Below are 14,432 nucleotides of genomic sequence, written 5' to 3'. Positions count from 1 at the left end.
TGTAGATTTTTTGTGGTTTACTGTTGATGTATTACTCTTAGTAATAAATGCTCAATGAATAATATTTTAGCGACTAATAGTTTATCTTTAATTACAGCTACAGCCACTGATTTACTTCAATAAATTAATAAGCAGGCAACCTTTTGGTGTGACTATCAAAACTATATAATAATTAATTGCCGCCAGGCATTAATTTAACTAATTCAATATGATTTTGCAGATAATTTGGCATGACAAACCCATTAATAATTATTTGTATTGATAATGAGCCATCAGTTCTCAATAGCCTAAAAACATCTCTAGGTAAGACTCTCGGCAAAGAACATCTGATTGAAAATTTTGAAGGGAGTAAAGGGGTTGTCAAGTTAGTCGAAGAGTTGCGCCATGATGAGTCTGAAGTTGCTTTAGTTTTGGCTGGTGCTGTTATCCCTGATCTAAAAGGGGATGACTTATTAAACATAGCTTATTTTTTCTCTAACCAAACTATCAAAATTATGCTGACGGATGATCTGGATTTGGAAGGGACAGCCAAGGCAATTCGGTATGCAAAGTTATATCGTTACCTAGGCAAGCCTTGTCCATCTGAAGACCTTAAATTGACAGTCATAGAAGCCATACATAGTTATCTTCTTGAGGAAACATTGAAGGCACAAAATCGCCAACTTCAGGAACTCAATCAGCACTTGGAAAAAATAATCTGTGATCAAGCAGCACAGATTTCAGAATATACTACAGCACCAGAACAAGCTAATCAAGAGTGGCAGCACCTGAGTTCTATAAACCGTCACCAAGCTGTCCTAGTTGACGAACTGCTAGAGAAGCAGTATCAATTGACCCAGTTCCTAGAAAGGATGCCTGTGGGTGTGGCTGTGTTTAATGATAAGGGGATACTAGAATTCCTCAATTATAAGGCGCGGCAGTTATTCGGAAAGGGAGTCGTGCCATTAACTACAGTTGAGCAAATGCCAGAGGTTTATCAACTTTATGTTGCCGGAACCAATCAGCTATACTTTGCTGAAAAATTAGTTGCTGTAAAGGCCTTAAAAGGTGAAAACTCCACCCTCGATGATATTGAAATCCACCAAGAAGACAAAATTCTCCCTATAGAAAGTTGGGGAACACCTATCTTTAATGAATTGGGTAACATTGCCTATGCTATCGTTGCCTTTCATGATATCACCCAACGCAAAAAAGCAGAAGCAGAACACCTACGCTTGATGCAGGAATTCTCGCAAGTTAATCAAGCTTATGAAAGCTTTGTTCCCCATCAGTTTCTCCAGTTATTGAACAAACCAAGCATTGTCGATGTTCAATTAGGGGATCATGTTCAGCAAGAGATGTCGGTGCTATTTTCCGATATTCGCTCCTTTAGCACCCTCTCGGAAAGTATGACACCTGAGGAAAATTTTGAATTTATCAATACCTATCTTTCTCGTATGGAATCTGTCATCACTGAAAATCATGGCTTTATTGATAAATACATGGGGGATGGGATTATGGCTCTGTTTAACGAAAGTGCTAATCATGCGGTCAACGCCGGAATTGCTATGCTCACATCCCTAGCTGACTATAATCAATCTCGGCGAAGCTCAGGACACCCAGCCATCACCGTTGGCATTGGCATCAATACTGGTTCCTTGATGTTAGGAACAGTGGGAGGAAAAAATCGGATGGATAGCACTGTCATCAGCGATGGGGTTAATTTAGCGTCTCGTTTAGAAGAATTAACGAAACCTTATGGGGTGCCATTATTAATCACTCACCATACTTATTGGAAGTTAGATAATCCCTTAGCTTATGCCATTCGCTTGATTGATCGGGTACCAGTGAAGGGCAAATCCGAAATGGTGACAGTTTATGAAATCTTTGATGCCGATGAACCGCAATTGCGAGAGGGCAAGTTAATTACTCGCAGCAAATTTGAACAAGCCTTGGTGCTTTATAATCTGCGTTATTTCTCCAAGGCATCAGTTCTGTTTCAGGAATGTCTACGCTTGAATCCAGGAGATAGTGTAGCACAAATTTATCTTGGACAATGTCAACTTCATACTCGCCTCTCTGGAGTGACTAAAATCAAGCAACCATTAAAATCTAGTTTACAAAATTTTGATTATGATGTAATATACAAACCTAACAACAAACTGTAGTCTTCGAGTCTGGGCTTCACTTTGATTAAATCCAGATCAGGTAAGGCTTTTAGGTAAGCGCGATTGACCAAAGGTCACGCTACGCGAACGCTCTTTTTGTGACAAATGCGGCTAATACCGCAATCAATTCCATCAGAATCCCACGCTAAAAACGTAGTGTTAGCGTGGGAGAGTCACCTAACTTGGTATCAATTTAAAGATTGACCGTTGGATGTTGAAGATGCCAATTTTTCCAATTGCTCCTGCTGGTCTTGGCTAATGCAAGCTTGAATCAATCCCTCCAAGTCCCCCTCCAGCAAAGGAGCGAGGGAATAATTTTGACCCAGTCGGTGATCGGTAACCCGATTATCTTTGTAGTTGTAGGTACGGATTTTCTCAGAACGAGCCCCTGTACCAACTTGGGCACGCCTGATCGAGGTCACCGCTTCTTGCTGTTCCTGTAACTTGATCTCGTACAGCTTAGCCCGGAGAATTTGCATAGCTCGCTCTCGGTTTTGCAGCTGAGATCGTTCTTCTGTACAGAAAATGCGAATTCCTGTAGGCTTGTGGTATAAATCAACTGCCGTTTCCACTTTGTTTACGTTCTGACCACCAGCACCACCCGAACGGGCTGTAGAAATTTCGATCTCCTTGGGGTCAATCTCCACATCCACCTCATCAACTTCCGGCATCACGGCTACCGTTGCTGTTGAGGTGTGAACTCTACCGCCAGCCTCAGTTACAGGTACTCGTTGGACTCGATGAACCCCAGCTTCAAACTTCAGCTTGCTGTAAACTTGCTCTCCCTGAATTTCTAATATCGCCTCTTTGAAGCCTCCCATATCCGCCAGAGACTCACTCAATAACTTTACTCGCCAGTTTTGACTTTCGGAATAGCGTGAGTACATCCGTACCAAGTCCCCTGCCCAGATACTTGCTTCATCGCCACCAGTTCCTGCCCGAATCTCCAGCATGATATTCTTTTCATCATTTGGGTCTTTGGGCAAGAGTAATATTTTAAGTTCTCTTTCCAGATGCTCTACCTTGGTCTGGAGTTCCTCAACTTCCAGAGCTGCCATTTCTTGCATTTCTGGCTCACCAGTGGATTCTTTGAGGATTTGCCTTGCTCCTGCCAAATCCTCTTGGGTTTTCTTCCAGTTGTCGTAAGTAGCAACAACTTCTTCTAAGGAGGCACGAGCTTTTGCCACTCGTTGCAACTCATTGGGGTCAGTGGCGATATCTGGATCAGCCAGACGCCTTGTTAATTCATGGTAGGTTTGCTCGACAGAGTTTAGTTTTTCCAGCAGGTAGGTTTCAGCCATGGTTTATGCGATCGCTCTCTTGAAATAGCCTAAGAAGTTAGGAAGGATGAAGTATAAATTTATGAATTATGAAGTGGGAACTATTAAGTGGGAAGTTTAAGTCCTAACTGTTTATCAAGTTTTTAGTCAACCTTAAGTTAGCCATCGCTAAACCCATTTCATGGTTCATTCCTCCTGGTTCATCTTTTATCCTTCATCCTTCACCCTTGAACTTCAGGAGCTATTTCTTTGTCTCATCAGAGCTAGCTGTATTGTCTGCAGCATCCAGCATCCCATATTTCCGCATAAAGCGTTCAACTCGCCCTTCCGTATCAATAATTTTCTGGGTTCCTGTGTAGAAGGGATGATTACCAGACCAAACATCGACGTGAAGTTCTGGCTGAGTTGAGCCAACGGTCATAACAACTTCCCCGTTGCAATAGACTTTAGCTTCTGGGTACCACTCTGGGTGAATATCTGGTTTTGGCATAGTTCCTCCTTTGATTTCTATTTTACTATATATTTAGCTAATTTTTCATTCCTATTTGTTAAATTATGGTAATGATATGCGCTAAGCACACCCTACTTGAGGTGCTATCAGCCCCTTAGCAGTCAGCTTTTCAATCCTGTCAAACTTAGGGATGTTGCTTAATGTTGCCCAGACATTAGCTATTGTGGACAACCCTTAATCAGCTAATTTATTAGCTTATTTATTATTGCTTTTAGCTAAAAGTTTATTCGGAATGGCTGATAGCTGATAGCTAAGGTCTGAATGCTTACAAATTTTTAATTACCATGTTGAATTTTAAATTAGCCAGCTGATAATTTATCGCTTCGAGTATTGGGGGGCTTTCCGAGCTTTTTTCAAGCCATATTTCTTACGCTCTTTTGACCGTGGGTCACGAGTCAAGTAGCCTTCTATTTTAAGAGGTTGGCGGTTTTCTGGGTCTAGTTCGCACAAGGCTCTAGCCACCCCTAGACGCACAGCATCAGATTGTCCCGTTAAGCCACCACCGTGGGCATTGACTAGGATATCGTACTCATTTTCCAAACCTAAAGTTTCCAAAGGTGCTTTCAGGCTGGCTAGGTACATGGGGTTAAAGTTAAAGTAAGCGTCCCCTGGACGTTTATTAACAATCAACTGACCGCTACCGGGAACCAAACGCACTCTAGCAACTGATGACTTACGACGACCAGTTCCCCAGTAAACAGCGCGACCTGCTTGTTCTTCTGCTTGCATTAGTTTTAGCCTCCTGGAATTGTTTTAATAGTTAGTTCTTGGGGTTGTTGTGCTTCATGGGGATGGGTCTGACCAGTGTAAACTTTCAGCTTCTTGAAAAGTTGGCGACCCAGAGAGTTTTTAGGTAGCATACCCTTGACAGCTTTCTCGATAATTCTTTCGGGTATACGTGCTTGCAATTCGGCAAAGGTTTCTGTCTTCATACCGCCAGGACGACCGGAATGGCGGCGGTATAGTTTTTGGTCTCGTTTTCTGCCAGTTACCATAACTTTTTCGGCATTGACAACAATCACGAAGTCACCAGTATCCATGTGGGGAGTGTAAGTAGGTTTGTTCTTCCCCCGCAGAATAATGGCTATTTCACTGGCTAGTCGTCCTAGACGCTGGTTGGTGGCGTCTACAACGTACCACTTTTTTTCAATTGAGTCTTTAGTTGGTATGTGGGTTTTTTCCATCGGTTCAATCAATATCAGGTTTACGGTTGGGTTGAAAGGTTGTCTCTTGTAGCTTGGCCTTAAGGCCCACGCTACACAGGTTGTTCTAGCCCAAGGAGCCCTTGTCGGTTAGTAGGTTGACAGATTAAATTGAATGTTACTTATCTCTAGAAGTAGCCTTCAGGCTTGTTACCTGTCACCTTCACCCCCTCTTCAATCTTGTTACGTGTAGTCTTCAACCCGTCAATTGAGGTAATATAAATTTGGGTTGGGTATCATACCATATTTCTGGGAGAAAGGGGCATTCTGGGTAGCCAACCCTTAGCAAGCACAAGCCTTTGGCTGGAGAAGCGTGTTTCACCTTGTCCCGCTGTTGGTTAACCCAGATGTCAGTAAACTGTTCTGGGGTTAGCTTCCCTATTCCCACTTGTACTAGCATTCCTACCAACAGACGCACCATACCATATAGAAATCCGTTAGCTTGAATTTCTATATGAATAAATGGTCCATTGCGGTAACATTCGGCTGCTTGCACATTTACCCAGGAATGCGATCGCCCCGAGTTGCTTCGGTGAAAGGCTGCCAAGTGATGCTTACCCAGCAGTGGTTTTAAGGCTGCCTGGATCAGGGATTCATCAAGGGGAGCTTGATAATAGTGCCAACAAAAGGGTTGTACAAACAAGTTAGGGCAGGCGTCGGTATAGATTGTGTATCGATAACGACGCCAGATGGCACTAAACCGAGCATGCCAGTCTTGTGAAACTAATGCTGATGCTCGGACTAAGATATCCTCTGGCAGTCTACTATTGAGTATCGCTGCCCAGCGATGGGCTGGTATGGGACCTGTGGCATTAAAATGAGCGACTTGGGCAGCAGCGTGAACCCCTGTATCAGTACGACCAGCACCATATAGGGTTATGGCTCGCTGTTGCACGCTGGACAGAACTGTTTCGATTTCTGACTGAACACTGCGATGCTGGGGTTGTCGCTGCCAGCCATAAAAGTTATTACCCAGGTATTGAATAACCAGGGCAATTCGCTGGATAGCTTTAGCATCGTTGTCAGACATCATGGATTAAGGATTAACAATTGACATTTTTAATGGTTAATTGCTTTAATGGTTAATTGCCTCAGACTAGTTCAATAATAGATATTTCAGCATTATCACCACGACGCCGCACCGTGCGCAGAATTCGGGTATATCCGCCGTTGCGATCGCCATATCGCGCTTTAACCTCAGCAAATAGGGAGTGAACTAACTTTTTGTCGTAGAGATAGGCAATTGCCCTACGTCGGGATGCCAAGGAGCCATCCTTGGCCAGGGTAATCATTCGCTCCACCTCCGAACGAATGGCTTTTGCCCGAGCTTTAGTGGTAGTGATTCGACCATGACGCAGTAATTCAGTGGTCAGGGATCTCATCAGAGCCCGACGTTGATCTGCTGGCTTGCCCAGTTTTGGCACACGACGCCCGTGACGCATTTTTTAGCTTCCTCCTTTTTTTTGAACAAGATTTGCCTTTATTCCTAGGGTTTGGACTAGCTAATTGCTAATTGTCCAGTCCCTTAAGTTTAATTGTTGTGGTTAAGTCTTAGCGGATTTTTCGTGGGGCAGTGTAATTCCTAGACGTCGTTGCAGAGCTTCAATCACTTCTTCAGCCGACTTTTGACCAAAGTTTTTGATTTCTAGGAGGTCTTCCTGACTATAATCGAGCAAATCGGATACAGAGTTGATCTGTGCTCGTTTCAGGCAGTTGTAAGCCCGAACCGAGAGTTGTAATTCTTCGATTGGGATTTGGCTGGTCGGATCGTCATCATCACCATAGTCATCTTTAATAGATTCGAGATTAATATCCTTGAGAGGATTGAACAGATCCACCAGGGTCCCAGCCGCTTGAGATAAAGCTTCTTGGGGAGTTATACTACCATTGGTCCAGACCTCTAAAGTTAAGCGATCCTTTTCCAGAGCACCATCAATGCGAGTATTTTCAACGCTGTAATTTACTTTAGTCACCGGCATGAAAACAGAGTCAATCTGGAGGAAATCTACCGCTGTTGATTCATCATGCCCCCGTTCCACAGAGCGATATCCTGTACCCTTTTCGATGCGGAACTCCATTTCAAGCTTAGCCCCTTCTGCTAAAGTAGCAACATACTGACCTGGAGCAATAATTTCCACCTCCGAGGGCAAATCAAACTGAGCAGCTCTCACAGTGGATGGCCCAGTAATCATCACTCGACCTATCTGAGGTTGAGAGGTGTAGCTTTTGAGGACAACTTCCTTCATATTCAGCATAATTTCCAGGACATCCTCTCTGACTCCCTCAATTGTGGCAAACTCATTGTTTACGCCAGCAATCCTGACAGCCGTCACTGCTGCTCCTTCTAGGTTGGACAGCAAAACTCGTCTGAGGGCGTTGCCAACCGTTGTGCCTTGACCACGTTCGAGAGGCTCTAGGACAAATCTGCTATACTGACTTTGGTTCTTCAGTGTTTTGGATTCTACACACTCAATCTGAAACTGCGCCACAGAGTGACCTCCCTCTATTCATAAGACCCCTTTAACCGAATACAGGTTGAAGGGATAGTAAGCCAAAGGGTAAGGAGTTCCTTATGAACCTCCTCCTTTCAAGCTACTTTCCTTTCAACCTAACGGTCGCAAAAAATATACTCTTATACTCGACGCCGTTTGGGTGGACGGCAGCCGTTATGAGGAATTGGAGTTACATCCCTGATTAGGGTGATTTCCAGTCCGGCTCCTTGCAGGGCCCGAATAGCGGTTTCTCGACCTGCTCCTGGTCCACTCACCATCACTTCCACCTGACGCATACCTTGGTCTATGGCTCGTCGGGCAGCACTGTCAGCAGCGGTCTGAGCAGCGAAGGGAGTTCCTTTTTTTGCCCCCTTAAATCCACTAGAGCCAGCTGAAGCCCAAGAGACTACATCCCCTTTGGTGTCAGAAATGGTGACGATAGTATTATTGAACGTAGACTGGATGTATGCTATTCCATTGGGTACATTGCGTTTCTGCTTTTTTGTACCACCTTTTTTTGTTGGTCGCGCCATGTCACTTGACTTTACTCTATCGGTGATTGATTATCTTGGGGTTGAGTAACTTGAACAATTTTGTCCAAAGTCTTTTGTCCAAAGTCCTTTGTCCAAAGTGACTAACAGAAGGTCTCCTGGCAGTTACTTTTGACGAATGACCAATGACCACAAAGCTGTGGTGGATAGTTGAGCTGACTAGAGCTATTACTTCTTAGCCGGTGCTTTTTTCTTTCCAGCGATAGTCACTCGTCTACCGCGACGGGTACGGGCATTAGTGCGGGTTCGCTGTCCTCTCACGGGCAGTCCCATGCGATGACGACGTCCGCGATAGGTACCAATATCTACTAGGCGCTTGATGTTCATTGACTGCCAGCGCCTTAAATCCCCTTCCACCTGATAATTTTTTTCGACAGCTGCTCTGAGGGCAGCCACCTCAGCATCGGTCAAATCCTTAACCCTCGTATCTGGGTTAACTCCTGTTGCTGCTAAAATGTCTTTAGACCGCGACAGACCGATTCCATAAATGTAGGTCAGACCTATTTCTACACGTTTATCGCGAGGTAGGTCTACACTGGCAATCCGAGCCACGCTTGGTTCTCCCTTGACTGAAGTTTTGTGCTACAAATTAAATGTATGGATTAAGTGTATGGATTTGAGGTTTATCCCTGACGCTGTTTGTGTTTGGGATTCGGGCAAATCACCATAACTCGACCGTGGCGTCGAATCACGCGGCACTTTTCACACATTTTTCGGACAGATGGTCTAACTTTCATGCCTTTTTTTCTGGACAGAATGCAGTTGGTTATTATATCTTTTTTTTGGTTGACTTGTCAAATTTAACTTATTTTTCATAAAACAGAATCCGCTGCTAGTTTTACTTCTTACGCAGACGGTAGGTGATCCTGCCTTTGGTTAAATCGTAGGGGGTTAGTTCAACTTTGACCCGGTCTCCGGGCAGAATTTTGATGTAATTCCGACGGATTTTACCGGAAATATGAGCTAGGACATTAAAGCCATTGTCCAAGTCAACGCGAAACATGGCATTCGGCAGGGATTCAGTCACCGTGCCTTCCATTTCAATTAAGTCTTGTTTAGCCAAAGTGTTTTAACCTCAATACAACTATCCCCCTATGTTCTAAATTTTGATTATTTAATTCAGGGAGTCTTAACATATTTTATCAAATCCTAAATTATACCAACTAAACTAGTTTAAAACCAACTTTGGAGTAGCGCGGTCAGGGAAGCATTTTTCCCGTGGCCTAGCTCAAGGCATAGGTTACACCGGTCGAACCATTAGAATAACCATTAGTCTAAATTAGTCTAAGTATTAGGCTAGTGGTAAGGTATTCGCTACAATAGGGTCAGATGATGGCTTCCATGCCCCACGCAGGGGGTTTCCGCCCTTACGCATGGGCTTACCCTAAAATCATTACGCTAGAACCTGTTTAATCGATTCGGTGACTTGCTCTAAGGAGAGATCACCATTAATAGATTTTAAAGCTGAGTGTTCTCGGTAAAATTCCACCAAAGGAGCTGTTTGATGGTTATAGACCTCAAGACGTGTGCGGATAGTTTCCTCATTATCATCTGTACGTCCCTCCTTACGACCCCTTTCCAATAGTCTGTCGATCAAAACCTGATCTGGCACTTCTAGGTTGATGGCACCATCCAAAGTTTGGTCAAGCTCCTGCAACAGGTCATTCAAGAAATGGGCTTGGCTGACGTTACGGGGAAAACCGTCTAAAATCCAACCATTTTGAGCATCGGGTTGATTTAGGCGATCGCGGATCAGATCTATGAGCAACTCGTCAGGCACCAATTCTCCTTTATCCATATAGGACTGAGCTTTTTGACCCAGGAGGGTTTGAGCACTTACAGCCCCTCGCAAAATTTCCCCGGTGGAAATGTGAGGAATCCCTAGTTGTTCAGCCACAATTTTGGCTTGAGTTCCTTTACCTGCTCCTGGAGGTCCTAAAAAGATTAATCTCTTCATGTGTCATGTGTCATGGGTAATGTGTCAGTTGGTTTTTGTCCTAGGCAATGAACAACAACCAACTGACCCGAAAATTTGAGGCTCATCCACCTAAAAAAGCTGCTGCGCCCATTGCCCAATCGCTTTATTGCTTGACCATACCTTCGTAACGCTGGGAAATCACGTAGGTTTGAATTTGCTTGGCTGTGTCAATGGCAACCCCCACCAAAATCAGCAACGATGTGGCACCTAATCCCCTAAATGTGGTTACACCAGTGGCGCTTTCGACTGCAGTTGGTACTACAGCTACCAGTCCTAGGAAAATTGCTCCTAATAAGGTCAGTCGGTTCAAAACTCTCTCTATATATTCACTCGTAGCCCTTCCTGGTCGAATACCAGGGATACTCGCCCCCATTTTCTTCAAATTCTGGGACATATCTACTGGGTTTATAATCAGTGAGGCGTAGAAGTAGCTAAAGAACAAAATCAAGACTAAATAGACAGCAACATAGACCCAAGGAGTTTGACCATTGGGGTTGAGATAATTGGCAATCTGGATTAGGACTTGATTGATTGAGCCTAACAATCCATTGCTATTATCGCCACTAGTTATCCCAGCTAGGGATGTGGGTAGGATTAAGACGGCTGAGGCAAAGATAATTGGCATCACGCCACCTTGGTTTAACCTTAGGGGCAAATAATTTTTCCGCTCCCGGTAAAGGCGCTTACCAACTTGACGTCTGGCAGTAATAATCGGAATTCGTCGGCTGCCTTCTTGCACAAAGACAATACCAACAATCATGACTAGGAAAACTAACAGCAGCACAATTACCTTACCCACCGTTTCTCGACCCCCGGTCTGAGCCAGTTCAATGGTTTGACCCAAGGTGCGGGGCAAAACAGCAACAATATTGACAAAAATCAATAGTGAAGCTCCGTTGCCAATACCTCGTTCGGTAATTAACTCTGATAGCCACATCACAAACATAGAGCCAGCCGTGAGGGCAAGTACAGTTTCAAACACAAAGAATGCGCCTGGTTCAACAGCAAACCGCTGTGCCCACAACGATAAGCCAATACTTTGAATCACAGACCAGCCTAGGGCAACATAACGGGTAATCTGACCGATTTTTCGACGCCCTGCTTCACCTTCATTTTTCTGCAAATTTTCTAAAGCAGGAATTGCTGCCGTTAGCAGTTGTAGGATAATCGAAGCATTAATATAAGGCAAAATTCCCAAGGCAAAAATCCCTAGGGCGGAAAAACCACCACCAGAGAAAAAGTCCAAAAGACCTACAAACGGGCTATTCTGGAGTTCTGCTGAAAATCTGGCTCGATCAATTCCTGGTACAGGAAGAAAGACACCCAAGCGGGCTAAAATTAACAAACCAACGGTGACAAGCAGCCGACCTCTAAGGCCAGCCGCTTGAGCCATTTGCATAAACGTCTCTTGAGCAGTTGGGGCTTTGTCTCGACTGACAGTCATTTAAGGTACCTCTTGAAGATACAGGAGCATAAGGGCTAAAGGGGTTACTTAGCTATAACTTCCCAGCTGCCACCAGCCGCCTCGATTTTTTGGCGGGCACCACTTGTAAAGGCAGCAGCTTTTATATTGAGTGGCACATTCAGCTCCCCATCACCGAGTAGTTTCAATGGACCATCATTGGTGGTGACCACACCTGTCTCCAACAATGATTCCAAAGTTACCTCAGTATTGGCGGGAAGTGAGGCCAACTTACCTACGTTGATTGTAGTGTAATGTTTGGGGTTAATGACCGTAAAGTGTTTTAACTTGGGGATACGGCGATATAAGGGCATCTGACCCCCTTCAAAACCAGGTCTTGTCCCTCGACCTGAACGGGATTTTTGACCACGCATTCCAAAACCGCAGCTAGCCCCTTGACCAGCGGCAATGCCACGACCTACACGGCGTCGGCGCTTTTTGGAGCCTTTTTTTGGGACTGCATCATTGATTCTCATCGATCGTTTTTTGTAAGGGTGAAAATGTTTTTTTTAAGATTGACGGCTGACGCTAAACCGTCAACCTTGAGCATATTACTTTTATTTCTAGCTACCTGGTTTTTAATTTATGCATAGATTTGTTCAAGGGGAATGTCTCGTTCTTGAGCCACCTCTGAAAATGTGCGTAGGGAATCAAGAGAGTTGATTGCTGCTCTAGCATTATTGAGGGGGTTATTGGAACCAAGCTGTTTAGCTAAGACATTTTTAACTCCAGCTAACTCAAGTACTGTGCGCACAGCACCCCCAGCAATTACCCCAGTTCCGGGAGCAGCAGGTCGCATGATTACTTTGGCTCCCACCGCCCTACCTCTAGATGGGTGAGGAATGGAATTAGTTTTGGTTAAGGGTACATCAATCAGTTGCTTTTTGGCATCAGCAACTCCTTTACGGACAGCACCAATTACATCACTGGCTTTGCCTACACCAACCCCCACTTGACCTTTTTCATTACCTACAACTACGATGGCCCGGAAGCTCAACTTTTTGCCCCCTTTGACCACCTTACTAACGCGGCGGATTTGGATAACCCGCTCTTGCCAATTACTTTCTTTTTCTTTAGAGCGGTTGTTTTTTCTACGATTTGCCATAGTTCGCTAGAAATTAAATCATGATAGTAAGTATTCAAAGATTAGCTAATTTATAGTTGCTAATTTTTAACTGTTAATTTCAATTTTCAGTTGTTAATTGTCAATTAGCATTTACTAAAAATCTAGCCCTGCTTCACGAGCAGCTTCTGCTAAAGCTTTGACACGACCATGATATAGGTAGCCCCCACGGTCAAAGACCACTTTCTTGAGACCTTTTTCTAGTGCTCGCTGGGCCACCAACTGACCCACTTTAGCTGAGGCTTCACAAGTGGCTCCAGATTTGAGTTCAGATCTCAGAGCTGGTTCTAACGTTGAAGCTGCCACTATGGTATGTTGCTGATTGTCATCGATAACTTGCACATAAATGTGCTCATTAGAGCGAAATACAGCTAATCTTGGGCGTTCAGCAGTACCACTGACTTTCCGGCGTACCCGCCTATGTCTGTGTCGTATAGATTCTTTTCGAGTAAGTTTCATAGTTTACTTCTTACCTGCTTTACCAGCTTTACGTCTGACTATTTCACCGGCATATCGAATGCCTTTACCTTTATAGACTTCTGGGGGTCGAACTGCACGAATTTTTGCAGCTGTGTTGCCTACAACTTCTTTGTTGATGCCACTGACAATCACGTTGGTGTTGTTTTCAACTTTGACTTGAATCCCCTCAGGAGGAACGATCTCCACTGGCTTGCTGTAACCAACGTTTAAAATCAGATTACGACCCTGCACTTGAGCTCGATAACCGACTCCCTGAATGTCCAAACGTTTTTCAAACCCTTTGGAGACTCCCTCAATCATGTTGGCAACCAAAGTGCGAGACAAACCATGACTTTCACGGGCGGTTCGGGTTTCTTCGCGCCGGGAAACCTGTACAGTTTCACCAACTTGCTCAGCTTTAATTGTATCTGGCAAAACCCAATCCAGTTCACCTTTGGAACCTTTGACCTTCACCTGTTGACCGTCTATTGTTACAGTAACTTTACTGGGAATTGGTATAGGGCGCTTGCCAATACGTGACATAAAATTATCCTCCTAACTAAAGAAGTATGAAATATAAAGTATGAAGTATGAAGTATGAAGTATGTCATGAATTGGTTAATCAGCTAATCCGATCAATCCTAGGTTGGCCCAAGGACCGTTTGGCATATACTGAGCTGATTATTGCTCGAACTGATGCTCTAATCTACAGGGGCTTCCAGCTGATAGCTGGCAAGCCTAGATTTTTAAGTAGCGAGTCAGCTGACGGCTCTTAGTAGATCCTTCATCCTTCATGCTTCATCCTTTACCATACGTAACACAGAACTTCACCACCAATTCCCCGACGCCTTGCTTCCCTGTCGGTCATGATGCCATTAGAAGTAGAGATAATAGCAATCCCAATCCCTCCCAAGACTCTTGGCAGTTCTTTACGGTTGGAGTAAACTCGCAATCCAGGTTTACTCACCCGCTTCAGGGCTCTGATAATTGGTTTGCGATTGTTGCCCTTGTATTTTAGGGAAACAACTAAGTATTTTTTGACCCCTTCGCCTGCTTCCTCAAAATCAGTAATAAAGCCTTCTTCTTTGAGTACTTGGGCAATCGCCCGGGTCATTTTAGTTGATTGTACATTTGTTGTTTGATGCCGAACCAAGCAGGCATTTCTAATGCGGGTCAGCATATCTGCAATTGTGTCGTTTGCCGGCATTGTTCCTTCCTATGATTACA

General features: G+C 44.3%; 19 protein-coding genes. 1 reads left to right on the top strand and 18 read right to left on the bottom strand.

Annotation, left to right across the window (positions count from 1 at the left end):
- Positions 1 to 230: 230 nt before the first annotated feature.
- Positions 231 to 2,147: an adenylate/guanylate cyclase domain-containing protein gene (locus F6K64_RS05545; protein ID WP_287265041.1), complete on the top strand. Its 1,917-nt coding sequence runs from the start codon at positions 231 to 233 to the stop codon at positions 2,145 to 2,147.
- Between the two features lie 188 nt (positions 2,148 to 2,335).
- Here F6K64_RS05545 and prfA read toward each other — a convergent pair whose 3' ends face one another.
- From prfA to rpsH, 18 genes are all read right to left on the bottom strand, one after another.
- On the bottom strand, positions 2,336 to 3,448 hold the full coding sequence (gene prfA, locus F6K64_RS05540) for a peptide chain release factor 1 (RefSeq protein ID WP_287250425.1): 1,113 nt from the start codon (positions 3,446 to 3,448) through the stop codon (positions 2,336 to 2,338).
- A gap of 220 nt (positions 3,449 to 3,668) precedes the next feature.
- Positions 3,669 to 3,917, bottom strand: coding sequence for a 50S ribosomal protein L31 (gene rpmE / locus F6K64_RS05535; protein ID WP_008191155.1), 249 nt, complete (start codon positions 3,915 to 3,917; stop codon positions 3,669 to 3,671).
- A gap of 336 nt (positions 3,918 to 4,253) precedes the next feature.
- A complete protein-coding gene (gene rpsI, locus F6K64_RS05530) occupies positions 4,254 to 4,667 on the bottom strand; it encodes a 30S ribosomal protein S9 (RefSeq protein WP_008191157.1) in 414 nt (137 codons plus the stop codon).
- A gap of 5 nt (positions 4,668 to 4,672) precedes the next feature.
- Positions 4,673 to 5,122 (bottom strand): 50S ribosomal protein L13, encoded by a 450-nt coding sequence (gene rplM / locus F6K64_RS05525; RefSeq protein WP_008191159.1) that lies wholly within the window; start codon positions 5,120 to 5,122, stop codon positions 4,673 to 4,675.
- Between the two features lie 214 nt (positions 5,123 to 5,336).
- The gene (gene truA / locus F6K64_RS05520) at positions 5,337 to 6,170 is read right to left on the bottom strand and encodes a tRNA pseudouridine(38-40) synthase TruA (RefSeq protein WP_008191161.1); all 834 of its coding nucleotides are present in this window, start codon (positions 6,168 to 6,170) and stop codon (positions 5,337 to 5,339) included.
- A gap of 61 nt (positions 6,171 to 6,231) precedes the next feature.
- Entirely contained in the window at positions 6,232 to 6,582 is a 351-nt protein-coding gene (rplQ, locus tag F6K64_RS05515; RefSeq protein WP_008191162.1) for a 50S ribosomal protein L17, read from the bottom strand.
- 102 nt (positions 6,583 to 6,684) lie between these two features.
- Positions 6,685 to 7,629, bottom strand: coding sequence for a DNA-directed RNA polymerase subunit alpha (locus tag F6K64_RS05510; protein ID WP_008191164.1), 945 nt, complete (start codon positions 7,627 to 7,629; stop codon positions 6,685 to 6,687).
- A gap of 143 nt (positions 7,630 to 7,772) precedes the next feature.
- Positions 7,773 to 8,165 carry a 30S ribosomal protein S11 gene (rpsK, locus tag F6K64_RS05505; RefSeq protein WP_008191167.1) on the bottom strand — a complete coding sequence of 131 codons (393 nt, stop codon included), beginning with the start codon at positions 8,163 to 8,165 and terminating at the stop codon, positions 7,773 to 7,775.
- Positions 8,166 to 8,351: 186 nt separating this feature from the next.
- A complete protein-coding gene (gene rpsM, locus F6K64_RS05500; protein ID WP_008191169.1) occupies positions 8,352 to 8,735 on the bottom strand; it encodes a 30S ribosomal protein S13 in 384 nt (127 codons plus the stop codon).
- A gap of 71 nt (positions 8,736 to 8,806) precedes the next feature.
- Positions 8,807 to 8,920 carry a 50S ribosomal protein L36 gene (gene rpmJ / locus F6K64_RS05495; protein WP_071986986.1) on the bottom strand — a complete coding sequence of 38 codons (114 nt, stop codon included), beginning with the start codon at positions 8,918 to 8,920 and terminating at the stop codon, positions 8,807 to 8,809.
- A 101-nt stretch (positions 8,921 to 9,021) separates the two neighbouring features.
- Positions 9,022 to 9,246 (bottom strand): translation initiation factor IF-1, encoded by a 225-nt coding sequence (gene infA, locus F6K64_RS05490; protein ID WP_008191178.1) that lies wholly within the window; start codon positions 9,244 to 9,246, stop codon positions 9,022 to 9,024.
- Between the two features lie 330 nt (positions 9,247 to 9,576).
- A complete protein-coding gene (locus F6K64_RS05485; RefSeq protein ID WP_008191180.1) occupies positions 9,577 to 10,140 on the bottom strand; it encodes an adenylate kinase in 564 nt (187 codons plus the stop codon).
- A gap of 124 nt (positions 10,141 to 10,264) precedes the next feature.
- Positions 10,265 to 11,605, bottom strand: coding sequence for a preprotein translocase subunit SecY (gene secY / locus F6K64_RS05480; RefSeq protein ID WP_008191183.1), 1,341 nt, complete (start codon positions 11,603 to 11,605; stop codon positions 10,265 to 10,267).
- A gap of 44 nt (positions 11,606 to 11,649) precedes the next feature.
- Entirely contained in the window at positions 11,650 to 12,099 is a 450-nt protein-coding gene (rplO, locus tag F6K64_RS05475; protein ID WP_008191185.1) for a 50S ribosomal protein L15, read from the bottom strand.
- Positions 12,100 to 12,206: 107 nt separating this feature from the next.
- Positions 12,207 to 12,728: a 30S ribosomal protein S5 gene (rpsE, locus tag F6K64_RS05470; protein ID WP_008191187.1), complete on the bottom strand. Its 522-nt coding sequence runs from the start codon at positions 12,726 to 12,728 to the stop codon at positions 12,207 to 12,209.
- A gap of 114 nt (positions 12,729 to 12,842) precedes the next feature.
- Entirely contained in the window at positions 12,843 to 13,205 is a 363-nt protein-coding gene (gene rplR / locus F6K64_RS05465; RefSeq protein WP_008191189.1) for a 50S ribosomal protein L18, read from the bottom strand.
- Positions 13,206 to 13,208: 3 nt separating this feature from the next.
- Positions 13,209 to 13,748, bottom strand: coding sequence for a 50S ribosomal protein L6 (gene rplF, locus F6K64_RS05460; RefSeq protein ID WP_008191191.1), 540 nt, complete (start codon positions 13,746 to 13,748; stop codon positions 13,209 to 13,211).
- Positions 13,749 to 14,010: 262 nt separating this feature from the next.
- Positions 14,011 to 14,412 carry a 30S ribosomal protein S8 gene (gene rpsH / locus F6K64_RS05455; RefSeq protein WP_008191196.1) on the bottom strand — a complete coding sequence of 134 codons (402 nt, stop codon included), beginning with the start codon at positions 14,410 to 14,412 and terminating at the stop codon, positions 14,011 to 14,013.
- Positions 14,413 to 14,432 lie beyond the last annotated feature (20 nt).

This window comes from Moorena sp. SIO3A2, assembly GCF_010672265.1.
In the GTDB taxonomy this organism is placed as follows: domain Bacteria; phylum Cyanobacteriota; class Cyanobacteriia; order Cyanobacteriales; family Coleofasciculaceae; genus Moorena; species Moorena producens.
The sequence above is the reverse complement of the archived record's forward strand: the minus strand, read 5'-3'. Positions and strand labels throughout refer to the sequence as shown.

Coding starts and splice junctions, on each gene's coding strand:
- F6K64_RS05545 (WP_287265041.1), top strand. CDS start 231: ATGACAAACCCATTAATAATTATTTGTATTGATAATGAGCCATCAGTT.
- prfA (WP_287250425.1), bottom strand. CDS start 3,448: ATGGCTGAAACCTACCTGCTGGAAAAACTAAACTCTGTCGAGCAAACC.
- rpmE (WP_008191155.1), bottom strand. CDS start 3,917: ATGCCAAAACCAGATATTCACCCAGAGTGGTACCCAGAAGCTAAAGTC.
- rpsI (WP_008191157.1), bottom strand. CDS start 4,667: ATGCAAGCAGAAGAACAAGCAGGTCGCGCTGTTTACTGGGGAACTGGT.
- rplM (WP_008191159.1), bottom strand. CDS start 5,122: ATGGAAAAAACCCACATACCAACTAAAGACTCAATTGAAAAAAAGTGG.
- truA (WP_008191161.1), bottom strand. CDS start 6,170: ATGTCTGACAACGATGCTAAAGCTATCCAGCGAATTGCCCTGGTTATT.
- rplQ (WP_008191162.1), bottom strand. CDS start 6,582: ATGCGTCACGGGCGTCGTGTGCCAAAACTGGGCAAGCCAGCAGATCAA.
- rpsK (WP_008191167.1), bottom strand. CDS start 8,165: ATGGCGCGACCAACAAAAAAAGGTGGTACAAAAAAGCAGAAACGCAAT.
- rpmJ (WP_071986986.1), bottom strand. CDS start 8,920: ATGAAAGTTAGACCATCTGTCCGAAAAATGTGTGAAAAGTGCCGCGTG.
- F6K64_RS05485 (WP_008191180.1), bottom strand. CDS start 10,140: ATGAAGAGATTAATCTTTTTAGGACCTCCAGGAGCAGGTAAAGGAACT.
- secY (WP_008191183.1), bottom strand. CDS start 11,605: ATGACTGTCAGTCGAGACAAAGCCCCAACTGCTCAAGAGACGTTTATG.
- rplO (WP_008191185.1), bottom strand. CDS start 12,099: ATGAGAATCAATGATGCAGTCCCAAAAAAAGGCTCCAAAAAGCGCCGA.
- rpsE (WP_008191187.1), bottom strand. CDS start 12,728: ATGGCAAATCGTAGAAAAAACAACCGCTCTAAAGAAAAAGAAAGTAAT.
- rplR (WP_008191189.1), bottom strand. CDS start 13,205: ATGAAACTTACTCGAAAAGAATCTATACGACACAGACATAGGCGGGTA.
- rplF (WP_008191191.1), bottom strand. CDS start 13,748: ATGTCACGTATTGGCAAGCGCCCTATACCAATTCCCAGTAAAGTTACT.
- rpsH (WP_008191196.1), bottom strand. CDS start 14,412: ATGCCGGCAAACGACACAATTGCAGATATGCTGACCCGCATTAGAAAT.